11 protein-coding genes are annotated in these 13,320 nt (G+C 56.7%); 6 read left to right on the top strand and 5 right to left on the bottom strand.

The window, feature by feature from the left end:
- Window positions 1-9: 9 nt before the first annotated feature.
- The gene (locus N7U68_RS00685; RefSeq protein ID WP_165198426.1) at window positions 10-1,332 is read right to left on the bottom strand and encodes an N-acetyl sugar amidotransferase; all 1,323 of its coding nucleotides are present in this window, start codon (window positions 1,330-1,332) and stop codon (window positions 10-12) included.
- Window positions 1,333-2,013: 681 nt separating this feature from the next.
- On the opposite strand from N7U68_RS00685, the gene N7U68_RS00680 reads away from it, so the two are divergent.
- The 4 genes from N7U68_RS00680 to N7U68_RS00665 are packed head-to-tail and all read left to right on the top strand — an operon-like array spanning window position 2,014 to window position 7,235.
- Window positions 2,014-3,489, top strand: coding sequence for a DegT/DnrJ/EryC1/StrS family aminotransferase (locus tag N7U68_RS00680; protein ID WP_277425211.1), 1,476 nt, complete (start codon window positions 2,014-2,016; stop codon window positions 3,487-3,489).
- A gap of 5 nt (window positions 3,490-3,494) precedes the next feature.
- On the top strand, window positions 3,495-5,312 hold the full coding sequence (gene asnB / locus N7U68_RS00675; RefSeq protein ID WP_165198425.1) for an asparagine synthase (glutamine-hydrolyzing): 1,818 nt from the start codon (window positions 3,495-3,497) through the stop codon (window positions 5,310-5,312).
- 18 nt (window positions 5,313-5,330) lie between these two features.
- Entirely contained in the window at window positions 5,331-6,152 is an 822-nt protein-coding gene (locus tag N7U68_RS00670) for an aldolase/citrate lyase family protein (RefSeq protein WP_165198424.1), read from the top strand.
- 27 nt (window positions 6,153-6,179) lie between these two features.
- Window positions 6,180-7,235, top strand: coding sequence for an N-acetylneuraminate synthase family protein (locus N7U68_RS00665; RefSeq protein ID WP_165198423.1), 1,056 nt, complete (start codon window positions 6,180-6,182; stop codon window positions 7,233-7,235).
- Between the two features lie 38 nt (window positions 7,236-7,273).
- On the opposite strand, the gene N7U68_RS00660 is transcribed toward N7U68_RS00665, so the two are convergent.
- From N7U68_RS00660 to N7U68_RS00650, 3 genes are read right to left on the bottom strand one after another with little or no spacing between them, the layout of a single operon-like run.
- Window positions 7,274-7,936, bottom strand: coding sequence for a sugar transferase (locus N7U68_RS00660; RefSeq protein WP_165198422.1), 663 nt, complete (start codon window positions 7,934-7,936; stop codon window positions 7,274-7,276).
- Between the two features lie 37 nt (window positions 7,937-7,973).
- Window positions 7,974-8,978, bottom strand: a complete 1,005-nt coding sequence (locus tag N7U68_RS00655) for a hypothetical protein (RefSeq protein ID WP_165198421.1) — start codon at window positions 8,976-8,978, stop codon at window positions 7,974-7,976.
- Window positions 8,979-9,010: 32 nt separating this feature from the next.
- Window positions 9,011-10,507: a lipid II flippase MurJ gene (locus tag N7U68_RS00650; RefSeq protein WP_165198420.1), complete on the bottom strand. Its 1,497-nt coding sequence runs from the start codon at window positions 10,505-10,507 to the stop codon at window positions 9,011-9,013.
- Between the two features lie 133 nt (window positions 10,508-10,640).
- On the opposite strand from N7U68_RS00650, the gene N7U68_RS00645 reads away from it, so the two are divergent.
- Both N7U68_RS00645 and neuC read left to right on the top strand, forming a co-directional pair.
- Window positions 10,641-11,291: an acylneuraminate cytidylyltransferase family protein gene (locus N7U68_RS00645; protein WP_263046631.1), complete on the top strand. Its 651-nt coding sequence runs from the start codon at window positions 10,641-10,643 to the stop codon at window positions 11,289-11,291.
- Between the two features lie 25 nt (window positions 11,292-11,316).
- On the top strand, window positions 11,317-12,447 hold the full coding sequence (neuC, locus tag N7U68_RS00640; RefSeq protein WP_165198418.1) for a UDP-N-acetylglucosamine 2-epimerase: 1,131 nt from the start codon (window positions 11,317-11,319) through the stop codon (window positions 12,445-12,447).
- A 125-nt stretch (window positions 12,448-12,572) separates the two neighbouring features.
- Here the strand turns inward: neuC and N7U68_RS00635 are convergent, their stop codons facing one another.
- Window positions 12,573-13,226, bottom strand: coding sequence for a sugar transferase (locus N7U68_RS00635; protein WP_263046630.1), 654 nt, complete (start codon window positions 13,224-13,226; stop codon window positions 12,573-12,575).
- Window positions 13,227-13,320 lie beyond the last annotated feature (94 nt).

Below are 13,320 nucleotides of genomic sequence, written 5' to 3'. Positions count from 1 at the left end.
TTCCGCGCCTCAGATCTGTTCGATGCGGTGACGCAGCGACCAGTCGGTGCCGTCATGCTGCCACAGGTGAGGGGACCGGAACTTATTGGTAAGGGCTTCGAAATAGGCACGGTCCATGATGGGATGTTCGAACATCTTATGCGCTTCGGGGAAGCTTTTCTCGTCGATGCTCAGGTATTCGAATATTTCCTCGGCCCAGCGTTCGGGGAATTCGCCATCATATCGGCGGATCAGGGCCACGGCTTCTTCGCGGGCGATATCGCCAGAGCGGACTTCTTGGCTGGCGTCATAGGTGGCGCGGCCGATTCCGAATTTGATGTAAGTTGTATAGTAATGGAAATCGTCGATCTTATCGTCGATTGAATTGTATTTGGAATAGGTGCCAGCCGTCCGTTCCGGCGATGCTTTGAAGCCACCGTTCTCAACTGCAAAGTAATAGGCCGCTTGCGGGTGCCATTTTAGGTAGTATCCCAGATAATGTACCTCAGCGCCCAACTTGCGCAGCGGCTCAACATCCGAGGGCAGATAGGGGGTAAGGTCGGCCTGGCTCATCCCAAAATCGGCCTTTAAGCTGGCGACGCTTTCGCCGCCCAGGAACATATTCTCCTCGCCTGAGGAGGCGAAGTAGTCGTAGGACCGCTGTGCTTCGGCATTGTCGTCGATCGGATTGCCATACTCGGCCTCGTTCTCACCGTAGAAGACCAGCGGAATCTGGAACATCAGGGCCATCTTTGGCGCAAAGCATTTCTGACCAATGATGAACGGCTGGAACGCGTGAAATATGTTCTCAACCGCGAGTCGCGTGAGCAGACGCTTGGAGCGTCCGGAGGCCGTCATCAGGTAGTTGTCCATGCCTGAATGAATCCAGGCATCAAAATTATGCCGCCCCCAGTCTGTATAGATGTTAGGAGCCCAGGTCACGGTCAGCGGGTTCATGCCGTATTTGTATTTCAGCATCCACGACTGGTAAAAGCTGTCCTTGCCGCCGGACCCCGGCACCAGGCAGTCGTAAGACCCATTGCGGCTCCGGAAACGATCACAGAGTGCGACCAGCTTCGCCTCGCGTTCATCCCAGTCGATTTCGGCGGTTTTGCGCTCGGCCGTACGGCAGGCATCACAAACGCCGCTATCGTCGAAATTGATGGTCTTCTTTTCAGATTTCTCGGTGTGCTGAAACTCGACAGCCGAGTTCGGGCGTTGATTGGACACCCCGCATTTGTTGCAGAACTGCACCCGCTCGGGCAGGCCATATTTGCGCGGCAGATTCGATGCTCCCGGCTCAAACAGGGACATATTCAGGTTAATATCGAGCGCGTTAGGTTTGCGGGCCATTCGCAATAGTCCTTTCCGTGGGTCAATTATTCCCGGCATCAATAGGGCCGTTCTCTAAAGGAGATTATATATCTATCACGCGGCAACTTTTCAGGGAGATCGAATCTTTGAAATAGAGAAACCGAACATAAATGCGATACATCCAGCCCGCAAAATGCTGCCGGATAACGCACTGATATGGAAGGAAAACCTCTCTGATACCTATATGATTGAATTCGGCCAACCGCTTTGGCCACCGGGGACCCTATTAATCAGATGTATAGTCGGAATCAAGTCTGCTTTCCCATTGCTGCGCGCGAAGTAAGTTGATGATAGAATACGGTATAATTATCAATCAGTTGACCAAACAGAAAGGACGTAGCGCTGCGCGGAGCCTAACAGGCGCTGCCGTTTCTGACCCTAATCGTCCGTGCCAGAAGGTGTGGGGGCCTATGCCTGTCGCCAAGAAATGTTCCCGGCACAGGAAATTCTGACATTGATCTGGCACTGATAAAGCGTCAAACGAATAGCGATGGACAAAATCGGCGCACAAGGGCACAAATTCGACTCTGGTGACTCGCCTTTCGGGGCGGTCTGGGGGAGCGGTGGGCCATACCGATCTACACCCATAGACATGCAGGGCAGCCTAGACTATGAAAACGCAATCTATAGATATCCATAGATAATTTGAGAAATAATAGCGTGATTTTCGAGAACCATACCATTTCATCCCGGACGACAATTCGCTCCGCGATGGAGACGCTGGACAGCTGCCAGATCAAGTTATGCATTATTCTGGACGCCGACGGTCATGCCGTGCGGACCGTGAGCGATGGCGATATCCGGCGCGCCCTTCTGGAAGGGGCGGATCTACAAACGCCGATGTCCTATTTCGGCGCAAAACGTCCCGTCATGCTGCCTGAAGATGCCAGCAGACAAGCGATTCTCGAAACGATGCATGCCCATGCGATTCAGGTGGTCGTCCTGTGCGACGCCAAGGAACACCCTGTGGGGCTTGTTGACCGGACCTCTCTGGAAGGCATGATCCTGCTGTCACCGCCACATATCGGCATGGCCGAGATGGATTACATCCACGAAGCTTTCGCCGACAATTGGGTCGCTCCTGCGGGCCCCAACCTAGAGGCCTTCGAGCACAGACTGGCCGAGGTCAGTGGCCGTAAGTCAGCGCTGGCCTTGTCGTCGGGTACGGCAGCGCTGCATCTGGCATTGCGGGTTCTCGACACAGTGCCGGGTGACCGTGTCTATGTATCTGACCTGACCTTCGTGGCCTCGTTGCAACCGATCCTCTACGAACATGCGGTTCCGGTGCTGATCGATGCCGAGCCGGTCAGCTGGAATATGTCGCCGCTGGCGCTGGAGCGTCAACTGGTTCTCGATGCGCAGGCAGGCAACCTGCCCAAGGCCATTGTTGTCGTGCATCTTTATGGCCAATCGGCGGATATGGCAGCCATCCTGCAACTGGCCAACCGTTACGGTGTGCCCGTTATCGAGGATGCGGCAGAAAGTCTGGGTGCTACCTACCAAAACCGCCCCAGTGGATCGCACGGCCTGCTCAGTGCGTTTTCCTTCAATGGCAACAAGATCATTACCACATCGGGCGGTGGTGCCTTGGTATCTGACCGAAACGATCTGATCGACCGGGCGCGCATTCTTGCTACGCAGGGACGCGACCAGGCGGATCATTACCAACATTCACAGATTGCCTATAACTACCGGATGTCCAACGTTCTGGCGGGGATAGGGCGCGGGCAGCTTGACCTGCTGCCAGACCGGGTCGCTGCCCGGCAGGGGGTTTTCCGACGCTATCGCGATGGACTGGCGGACATCCCCGGCATTGGATTTCAGAGTGACCCAGAGAATTCGATTGGCAGCCGCTGGCTGACGGTGATCGATCTCAATCCAGATCTGATCGATCTGCACCCTTATCAATTCATGCGTTCCCTGCGCGCACAGGGAATCGAAACCCGCCCCGCGTGGAAGCCGATGCATATGCAACCCCTGTGCCAAGGCATGCGCTTTGTTCCTCATACAGGCAGCGACGCGGTTGCGCCGGGGCTGTTTCTGCGCTCGCTTTGCCTACCATCGGGTAGCGCTATGAGCACCGCAGCCCAGGACCGTATCATCGACGCTGTGCGTCTTATCGCGCAGGAAGGCTGACGCTAATGTGTGGAATTTTTGGATCATTCAGTTTTCAGCGTACGCCGCTTGCCGATGACATAATCGCTGCGATGTCGCACAGCATTGTACATCGTGGGCCGGATGCGCAGGGGTATTTTAGCGACGATCTGGCCGTGGTCGGCAATCGCCGCCTGTCGATCCTTGATCTAAGCGAAGCCAGCGATCAGCCGCTCTATTCGGAGGATGGGCAGGTCGTCGTGGTTCAGAACGGCGAGATATTCAATTTCATTGAACTGCGCGCAGAACTACAAGCGCTTGGCGCTGTGTTTAATAGCACTGGCGACACTGAGGTGTTGCTGCATGCCTACCTGCATTGGGGCCCCGATTTTGTGACCCGCCTGAACGGTATGTTCGCCATCGCGGTCTACGATATTGGCCAGCGGACCCTGCTGATCTATCGGGATCGTCTGGGGGTAAAGCCACTCTATATCGCTGGCACACCCGAGGACGGGTGGCTTTGGTTCGGATCGGAGATCAAGGCGATCCTGGCGAACGGACAAAGCTACAAGACCGACATGACGGCAATCGCGCAGTATCTGGCGCTGAACTACATTCCCCAGCCCAGTACCGTCTTTGAAGGTATTCGGCATCTGCCGCCGGGCCATATGGCCCGGATCAGCTGTGCGGACGGGATTGAGATTTCGCGTTATTGGGATCTGCTGGATGTCGTGCCCGAGCCTGAGATGACAGAGGCGGAAGGCAAGGCCGGATTGCTGAGTCTGCTGGATGACGCCACACGCATCCGTATGCGTGCGGATGCGCCCTTTGGCGCGTTCCTGTCCGGAGGGTTGGACAGTTCTTCGGTGGTCGGTTTCATGAGCCTTTACCAGACCGAGCCTGTGCACACTTTTTCGATCGGGTTTGACGATCCACGTTTCGATGAGACCAGTTATGCCAAGATGGCCGCGCGGCGATTCGGAACACAGCACGAGATGCACGTGATGGATCACGATACCACCGCCTTCTGGCCGCGATTCATTTGGCATTGCGACCAACCGCATGGCGATGTGTCCTTTATTCCGACCGATCAGGTGGCCGGATTGGCAGCGCGCGACGTCAAGATGGTGTTGACCGGCGATGGCGGTGACGAGTTGTTTGCCGGGTACGAGAAATATCTGGCACTGTTCCCCGACGGTAAAACCGATCACCTGCAACCGGGTTGGGAGGACGCGTTCGTCCGGACGTCTGGTCTGCTTCAAAACGATGAGCCGGATCGCCTGCTGACGGGCGATCTGCACGCTGCCTTTCACGACACGAACCCTTATCAGGCGCTGTCGGACGAAATCCGCCGCGCGCCGCATCAAGACCCAATCAACCGGGTACTCTTTGCCGAAACCAACACGCTGTTGCCCGGCAACAATCTGGTCAAGCCCGACCGCATGGCGATGGCCAACTCTTTGGAGGTACGCTCACCCTTCCTCGATTATCGGATGGCTGAATTCGCGTTCCGTATGCCCGGCCACCTCAAGCTGAGTGACGGCCAGACAAAGTGGATTTACAAGAAGGCGGTCGAGCCGCTGCTGGGTGCGGCACTGACCTGGCGCAAGAAACAGATGTTCACCGTGCCGGTCGGAGAATGGTTCCGTCAGGCGCTGGCAGGCTATTGCCGCGACGTGCTGTTGGACGGGCGTCTTGAGGGCCGCAAAATCGTGAACACCGCCATGGTCGAGCAGATGATCAGCGACCACATCGCTGGCACTGCTAACTATACCCGGCAACTGCGCGCGCTGATTTCGCTGGAAATCTGGTTCCGGCTTTTCGTGGACAACGACGACGCTTGGATCGCCAAGACTGCTGCCTGATTGCCCAAAGGACACAGCATGCTTTTCTATATGATCGCCGACGATCCGGCTATCGCACAATTCGCTAGCGCCAATGGCGTGGACCGGATTTTTGTTGATCTGGAATATATGGGCAAGGACGAGCGTCAAAAGGGATTGGATACCTGGAAAAGCCGCCAGGGCCCGGATGATGTCACCAAGCTTCGGGAGGCTGTTCCCGGCGGGCATATACTGGTGCGGGTCAATCCGCTGCATGATGGCTCGGCCCGCGAAATCGACGATGTGGTCGCGCGAGGCGCAGACAGTGTCATGCTACCGATGTTCCGCGGTGCCGATGATCTGGCGCGCTTCATGGACATGCTGAACGGGCGCGCCGAGGCGCTGCCGCTGGTCGAAACCAAGGCAGCACTGGACGCACTACCTGAGATCGCCACGCGCATTCCGCTGAACAGGCTGCATATCGGCCTCAACGATCTGCATCTGGACATGGGGTTGAAATTCATGTTCCAGATAATCGCCGATGGCACGCTGGAAGATGGTTGCGCCGCCCTGCGCGCGGCCGGTATCGCCTTTGGCATCGGTGGCCTGGCACGCGCGCATGAAGGGATCGTGAATCCTGCGGTCCTGTTGGGTGAGCATGTTCGGCTCGGGTCTACTGCCGCGATATTATCGCGCACGTTCCATCGCGGTGCCGAAAGTCTCGCTGCATTGCGCGAGGAAATGGACTTTGCCGCCGAGGTCGCTACTCTGCGCGGCATCTACCGCGAGTTTCAGGCGATGAGCCCAGATGCGCTGGAACAAAACCGCCGACTGGCTGCGGACCGGATCAATGATGTGGTCCACTTGCTGTCCAAGCGGTAGTCAGTATTTGCAAAGCACGAGGACCCGATGACATCTGAACCTTCCATCCAGCTGGGAAATCGTACTGTTGCGGCAGACCGTCCCTGTTACGTGATTGCCGAAGTCGGAGTGAACCATAACGGTGATATCGATCTGGCCCACAAGATGATCGATGCCGCCGCCGCGGCCGGTGTCGACGCGGTCAAGTTCCAGACCTACCGCACCGACGATCTTGTTCTGTCCTCCGCACCCAAGGCTTCCTACCAGCAGGACAAAACCGGCGGCGGCAGTCAGAGCGACATGCTGCGTGCACTCGAATTGACCGGGGATGATTTTCACGCCCTGCGCCGTCATTGTGCCGATGCTGGGATTGATTTCATGTCGACTGCCTTCGATCCGCACAGCCTTGAAACGGTGATCGGGCTTGACCCGATCTGCCTCAAATGGCCATCGGGCGAGCTGAATAATACCGGTCTCTTGCGGCAGGCGGCCAGGTCCGGCTTGCCGATCCTGCTGTCCACCGGCATGGGGAGTCTGACCGAGATCGCCGCGGCGCTCGATCTGCTAACAACTGAGGGCTGCGACGATGTTGTGGTCTTGCAATGCGTCAGCAATTATCCCGCGCGCATTGAGGATCAGAACCTGCGCTGCATGCCCGCCATGTCGCGAGTTTTCGGCCGCCCTGTCGGGTTTTCGGATCACACTGTCGGCCCCTATGCCGCGGTTGCGGCGCGTGCCCTCGGCATGGCCGTTCTGGAAAAGCACTTTACACTGGATCGCACCATGGAAGGCCCCGATCACTCAGCCTCAAGCGAGCCTGCTGATTTCGCCCATCTCGTGCAAATCCTGCGTGCGATCGAAACCGGGCTGGGTGATGGCGTCAAGCGCCCGAATGCCGCCGAGGCGAACGTGCAGGCAGTGGCGCGCAAAAGCCTGGTTTTTCGGCGGAATCTAAAGGCAGGCCATGTTCTGGATGAAGCCGACCTGACCGCGAAGCGACCCGGCACGGGTATCGCGCCGAACCGGATCGATCTGTTTCTTGGATCACCCCTGACCTGTGATGTGGCGGTAGACGACATGCTGTCGATGGATCACATCCGCTAGTCTGCGTTGGGACCCTGCAATAAGGCCTGCGTATACAGTCAAAGGCTGTTGCGCTTTACCACCTTCTTGACCGTGCCCAGCAGGATGCGCAGATACATCCCATAGCTACGGTTCTGCACCCATTCTAGATCCTGCGCGGTCCGCGCGGCCATGCTATCGACACTGGGGTCGATTTGGGCCAGCCCGGTGATACCGGGGCGGAGCATATGGCGCAAAATCCATTCCTCCTGCGTATAATCGGCCTGCATGACCGGCACATCGGGTCGTACACCGACCAACGACATGTCTCCCTTCAGCACATTCAGCACCTGCGGCAGTTCATCCAGATGCAAGGGCCGTAGAACGCGGCCTATACGGGTGATCCGGGTATCCCCCGGAACGGTCGTCTGGAACTGTGCGCGATCCTCGGCGCTGATGTTTTCACCACCAGTACCGCCGATGAACCGGGACGTATCATGGGTCATCGTGCGAAACTTTGCGATGCTGAACCGTGCACGGTTTCGTCCAACACGGGGCTGGCGAAACAGGATCGGGCCGCGATCCTCAACGCGGATCAAAATAGCGATCACAAGCATCGGAATGGCTGTGACAGCAAATAAACCCAAAGCCAGGATCAGATCTGTTATCCGCATCAACGTATCGGCAGGGCGATAGGTCGCGATGTCGGAAGGCAGTGGATTGGTGGTTTCACGTAAGGGCATGGAAGGCTCTGATTATGATGGTGCCGGATAGTCCGCTTTATGTGCGATGCAATGCAGAAGGCGCAATGGTCCGCGACGGGGACACTCCTGTCTTGGAAACATAAAGCGTAACAAGAACCAGGCCGGGGACGGCGGCAATGGACAAGGTAGAAAAGCCGAACGCGCCACAGGCGCAAGCAAACAGAAAAATAGCCGTAAGATGTGGATAGCGGACCAGTTTCAGCAGGCGTATGCCAAGCAGGATAATGGCTATCAGAACCGTTACAAAAAGCCAGCTAGGGACACCTTGGATAACATTCAGGAGGATGCGTCCGTACCCGTGATGCAGCATTTCTGCAATGCCACCATAGAAGGTAAGGTTCTTGATCATTCCGATCACCACTGAATTGCCTATGGTATAGATCAGCAGGGTGGTGACCAGCAGAAGAATGATGTTCGTTCGGGTTAGCTGCATCCGGGCGACAACCGGCGCAATATTGATCCCCAGGGTCATCAGAAAAACACCGACGGCTGACACCAGCACCCCACTGCTGACCCCGCACAAGATTACACCGCATAACATCATCATCCCGGACTTCAGGCTAATGCGCGCGCTCCGGCGCGATTCAAGCAGGGCACGCAACAAAAGCGAATATCCCAGAAAGGCAACGGATATGCGTCCGTTCATCAGAAAAAAGAGACCGACCAACCCGCCAAAGACGATCAGACTGGACATGACGTTCTGACGGAAACCCGGCCGACAAAGTCGGATCGCTTCGATGCAGTTGCGGCCGGTGAAATAGACGATCACCAAGATCACATAGGAAAACACCTTGTCAGCCGATATTCCTGTGTATTCGGATGACCACATGATCGGATACATCAAGGCGTATCTCAGGCCATGAGCCCCGAATTCCTGAAACCCGGTCAGCAAAGGTAGTCGTGATTGCCACATATAGGTGATTTGAGGCCAGATATCATAGGTCTTCAGGCCCGAAATAACCGCCAGAATCAGAGGCAGCACAATCAGAAAGCCGACAAAGCTGTGTTTTGAGATCTTCATGAATCCCTCTGTACGTGGTTTTGCTGCGCGGGTCAGGTCGTATCTATACGCATATGATGCAGGACACGGAAAGCACTTAGATTGACAGCACTCAGGCACAGACCACACAAAATGAGCAGACCAATATCCAGCCAGAAGGACGACAGTTCCGGAAACCAGATCCTGTAAAGGACAAAGGGCGTCGCTGCGATACCCGTCTTTATGACCCCCCAGAATATCCCGTGCCAAGTTCCCCAGATCAGACAGCGCTTGCCCAGGATCACTCCGATATTCAGGATCCCCGCAAAGATGTGAAACGCCACGAACCCGACTGGTGCGCTAAGTGTGTTGAACGTAAGCTGCAGGAAGAAAGTCACTGCGAAGCTGAGACCTAAAGCAATCAGCGTATTTGTCAGCACCGTGCCGACACGGCCCTGAGCACTGAGGGCAATCGCCCCAAGATGCATCATCGCGTAGAATGGCAATGCAAGGAAGAATAGCTGTGCCAGAAGGGTGATATGTGCTGTACCTGCCGGGGTCATCGCCCCATGCAAGTAAATCAGATCGGCGATCATCGGCATGAAGATCAGCCCGCTGATTGCAATGATGCCGACAAAGGCCAGCCCCGCGGTAAGGGCTTGCTGCACATGGTCTTTTACATCACCATCATCTGCATTCACCATGGCCGCCAGCTTGGGCAGTAGAATGGTAACCAGCGGTGCCACCATCAGTGCGGTAGGAAGGTCGAACAACTTCTTCGCAAAGCTGAAAACTGCAAGATATCCTTCGCCGCCCGTGGCATAGATTGAGCGAAATATGATCGGAGCTCCGACGATCACGCCATAGCTGATGACTCCAAAGATGAATTTCTTCAGCAGATCGAATGTCACAAGGTTGCCCGGACTGGAGACCTCCTGAGGCAGGCGCCTCAATGTCTCGGGAGCAAAGATCATCTGCGACCCCAAGCGCGTCAACGTGGCGATAACCAGAATGAGCGCAAGCCCCATCAGCCCACCCGTGGCGGACACAAAAAACGCCAGATAAAAACAGATAATCAGATTGAAGATCAGAACACTGATATTAGGCAGCACAAAGCGCCCGACCGTGTTCAGATAGCTGGTTTGCGCACCGACATAGGCGACCACCGGCAGCGCCAGCAGGCTTACCCGGAACGCGTCTGCAAATCCGGGAATGGGATTGCTGATCAATGCCGGCGCCATGAGGGCGATGATCGTGTCCGCCGTGAGCGCCATGCCGACGGCCAGCAAGGAAAACAGCAACACCGTCAACATCGCGATGCGCCGAAACAACCTGATGCGCGCGGTGCCGACGCTTTTCTTCAGGGCCGGTACGATGGCAGCGCTGAGTCCCCCGGCCAACAGGAATCCAACCATGAAATCCGGGAAGGTCAGCATCAAAACAGCCGCATCAGATGTCTTCCCGACACCCAGCTGGGATGCGAGCAGTAGTTCACGCAGGAATCCTGTGAGACGGCTGAGCAGCAAGACAAGGCCAATTAGCGCAGATGTCACCAGAACAGAACGGGCCAAAATCGATCCCCAACTACAGAGTGGCCATGTGTCTGGCCCAAGCGTTTTCATCCAAGGCTGATATTGCCTCTAGGAACCCGCTCTATGCATCAGTTATACGAGAATAGAAACGGATTATTAGGCACGAAGTGAAATGGATTTAGTTGCTGTAATTCCAGCGCGCGGGGGCTCCAAACGGTTACCGGGCAAGAATATACGGCCTCTGGGGGGGCTTCCGCTGATCGCTTGGACGATCCGGGCCGCCATTGAAGCCTCGATCTTTGACGAGATTGTCGTCACAACCGACGATTCCGGGATCTCGGCCTGCGCGCAGGATGCGGGCGCGCGCGTCATCGATCGCCCGGCAGTTCTTGCCAGCGACACCGCCTGCTCTGCAGATGTGGTGCGCCATGCCATTGACCTGCTGAAGCTGCCCGATGCGGCCTCTTTCATGCTGATGCAGCCAACATCGCCCTTCCGCACCGCAGAGCATATGCGCGAAGCGTTGGCACTGCGGGGTCACGGATGCTCTTCTGTGATGGGCATCGTTGCGGGAAAGCCGCTTGGCTGGGCTCTGAACATGGATAGCGACGGCATGCTGCATCCAGCCCTGTCCGCGCAGGCCGTGTTGCATGACGATAGCCCCCCTACCGCCCGAACGGAGCGATTTACCTGCAGAACTGCGGGCTGTTCCGACAACACGCCCAATTTCACGACACGGCGACGCGGGGATATGTCATGCGTTTCACCGACAGCATCGATATCGACGAGCTGGATGAGTTCGAACTGGCCGAGGCCCTCGTAAGCGCCGGCATCAAGAAGAGACCCGCATGAAAATACATTATGTCACCGGAAGCCGCGCCGATTTTGGGCTGATGGAAAAGACTCTGCAACTTCTCCACCAGACAGAGGGGTTTGAAGTCGGGATCATTGCGACCGGCCAGCACCTTGTGGCGCGCTACGGACAGACTCTGTCTGATATTGAGGCCAGCGGTCTGCCGGTTGTTCACGAAATCCCTGTCTCGCTGAGCGGCGTGAGCGGTGCCGAGATGGCACAGGCGCTGTCAACGGAGCTCAGCGGGCTGGTGTCCTTCTGGCAGCAAAACCGCCCCGACATAGCACTGGTGCTCGGGGACCGTGGCGAAATGCTGGCCGCAGCCCTTGCTGCTGTGCATCTGGGCATTTTCGTCGGCCATCTGCATGGTGGCGAAGTGTCCGGAACGCTTGACGAGAGTTTCCGCCACGCGATCTCAAAGCTCTGCCATTTCCACTTTCCAGCCACGGATGAATCCCAGGACCGCCTTGTGCGTATGGGCGAGCATCCAGACCATATCTGGACCGTCGGCGCGCCCGGGCTGGTCGGGCTGACGCAGGATCGTCACCATGTACCCGGCTGGTTCGATGACCGCTTTGGGCTGGCACCTGCGGCGCACCGGATGATGATGGTGTTCCACCCGGTGGTCCAGGAGGCAGATCAGGCGGCCGCGCAAGTCGCGACCGTCATCGCGGCGCTGACTGAACAGGATTGTGGCGGCATCATCCTGCGACCGAACTCCGATGCCGGCGGCGCGGCAATTGATATGGTGCTCGACCAGTTGCCCGACGATGGCCGGTTTACCGTCAGGGATCACCTGGAGCGTGATACCTATCTGGAATGTATGGCCAACCTGGACCTTTTGATCGGCAACAGTTCCTCGGGGATCATTGAAACGGCCAGCTTTAATCTGCCCTGCCTCAACATCGGATCCCGCCAGAATGGCCGCCAACGCAACGCGAATGTCGTCGATTGCCCCGATATCACAGCACAAAGTGTTTCCGATGCCCTGCAACAGGCTCTGACTCTGGGGCGTGGTCCATATGTCAATCTCTATGGCGACGGACACACGGCGACCCGCTTGCGAGACATCCTGAAAGGTCTGACTTTGAACCCCGCCACCTTGTCAAAAACCAATGCCTACTGAGGCATTTGGGCTGTTTTCAGTGGTGGGGGTAATCGGATGTTTTTCGGTATTCAGAAGGCCGTCAGAACCCATAGCTGATCTTTGGTATCGAGGGTTCCTTTAACCAAAATCAAGTGGCGGAAATCTCAGCAGCCGGTCCCACACAGCACACTACCGACGGTGCGCAAGATGATCACAAGATCAAGTCCCAGACTGTGATTGCGGACATAGTAACAGTCAAGTTCAACCCGCTGCGCATAGGGCAACCGGTTGCGCCCCGAAACTTGCCACAACCCCGAAAGACCCGGACGGCAGGACAGGTAACCAGGCATTGCTGTGCCATAATGCGCATACAATTCGTCCCATGGGACAGGACGAGGGCCAACAAGGCTCATCTCGCCGATCAGGACATTCCAGAGCTGCGGCAATTCATCCAGGCTATAGCGACGCAAGAGTCGACCCAAGGATGTGACACGCGGATCGTCAGGGAGTTTGCGGTGACGGCGCCATAGATGTGCCATTCGGCCATTCTCGGCCAGAAAAACAGGCAAGGCAGCCTCGGCTCCGGGGTGCATCGTGCGGAATTTCCACAGACGAAACATCCGGCCGTGCCGCCCGACTCGCCATTGCGCATGCAAAACCGGCGCCCCTTGCAGGGCCAAAACCCCCGCCACCCCTAGCCCCAGTGGCAGCAACAGCGGCGCTAACACCAGCAGCAACAAAATATCCGTACACCGCTTGGGGTCGAACCATACAGTTCGAGGCGGGCAATCGACAGTATGCTGGCATGATGTCGGCATGAGGGACCAAGGCTGAAAGCGCAGCGTGATCCTATAGAGTCAGTAATTAAGCCTCGGTAAAAGCTACCAGAGAAATCACAGGAACCGGCAAGTT

The sequence above is a fragment of the Roseovarius pelagicus genome, assembly GCF_025639885.1.
Taxonomy (GTDB): domain Bacteria; phylum Pseudomonadota; class Alphaproteobacteria; order Rhodobacterales; family Rhodobacteraceae; genus Roseovarius; species Roseovarius pelagicus.
The sequence above is the reverse complement of the archived record's forward strand: the minus strand, read 5'-3'. Positions and strand labels throughout refer to the sequence as shown.

Excerpts from the sequence above, each read along its gene's own strand:
- N7U68_RS00685 (WP_165198426.1), bottom strand. The coding sequence starts at position 1,332 with ATGGCCCGCAAACCTAACGCGCTCGATATTAACCTGAATATGTCCCTG.
- asnB (WP_165198425.1), top strand. The coding sequence starts at position 3,495 with ATGTGTGGAATTTTTGGATCATTCAGTTTTCAGCGTACGCCGCTTGCC.
- N7U68_RS00670 (WP_165198424.1), top strand. The coding sequence starts at position 5,331 with ATGCTTTTCTATATGATCGCCGACGATCCGGCTATCGCACAATTCGCT.
- N7U68_RS00665 (WP_165198423.1), top strand. The coding sequence starts at position 6,180 with ATGACATCTGAACCTTCCATCCAGCTGGGAAATCGTACTGTTGCGGCA.
- N7U68_RS00660 (WP_165198422.1), bottom strand. The coding sequence starts at position 7,936 with ATGCCCTTACGTGAAACCACCAATCCACTGCCTTCCGACATCGCGACC.
- N7U68_RS00655 (WP_165198421.1), bottom strand. The coding sequence starts at position 8,978 with ATGAAGATCTCAAAACACAGCTTTGTCGGCTTTCTGATTGTGCTGCCT.
- N7U68_RS00645 (WP_263046631.1), top strand. The coding sequence starts at position 10,641 with ATGGATTTAGTTGCTGTAATTCCAGCGCGCGGGGGCTCCAAACGGTTA.
- neuC (WP_165198418.1), top strand. The coding sequence starts at position 11,317 with ATGAAAATACATTATGTCACCGGAAGCCGCGCCGATTTTGGGCTGATG.
- N7U68_RS00635 (WP_263046630.1), bottom strand. The coding sequence starts at position 13,226 with ATGCCGACATCATGCCAGCATACTGTCGATTGCCCGCCTCGAACTGTA.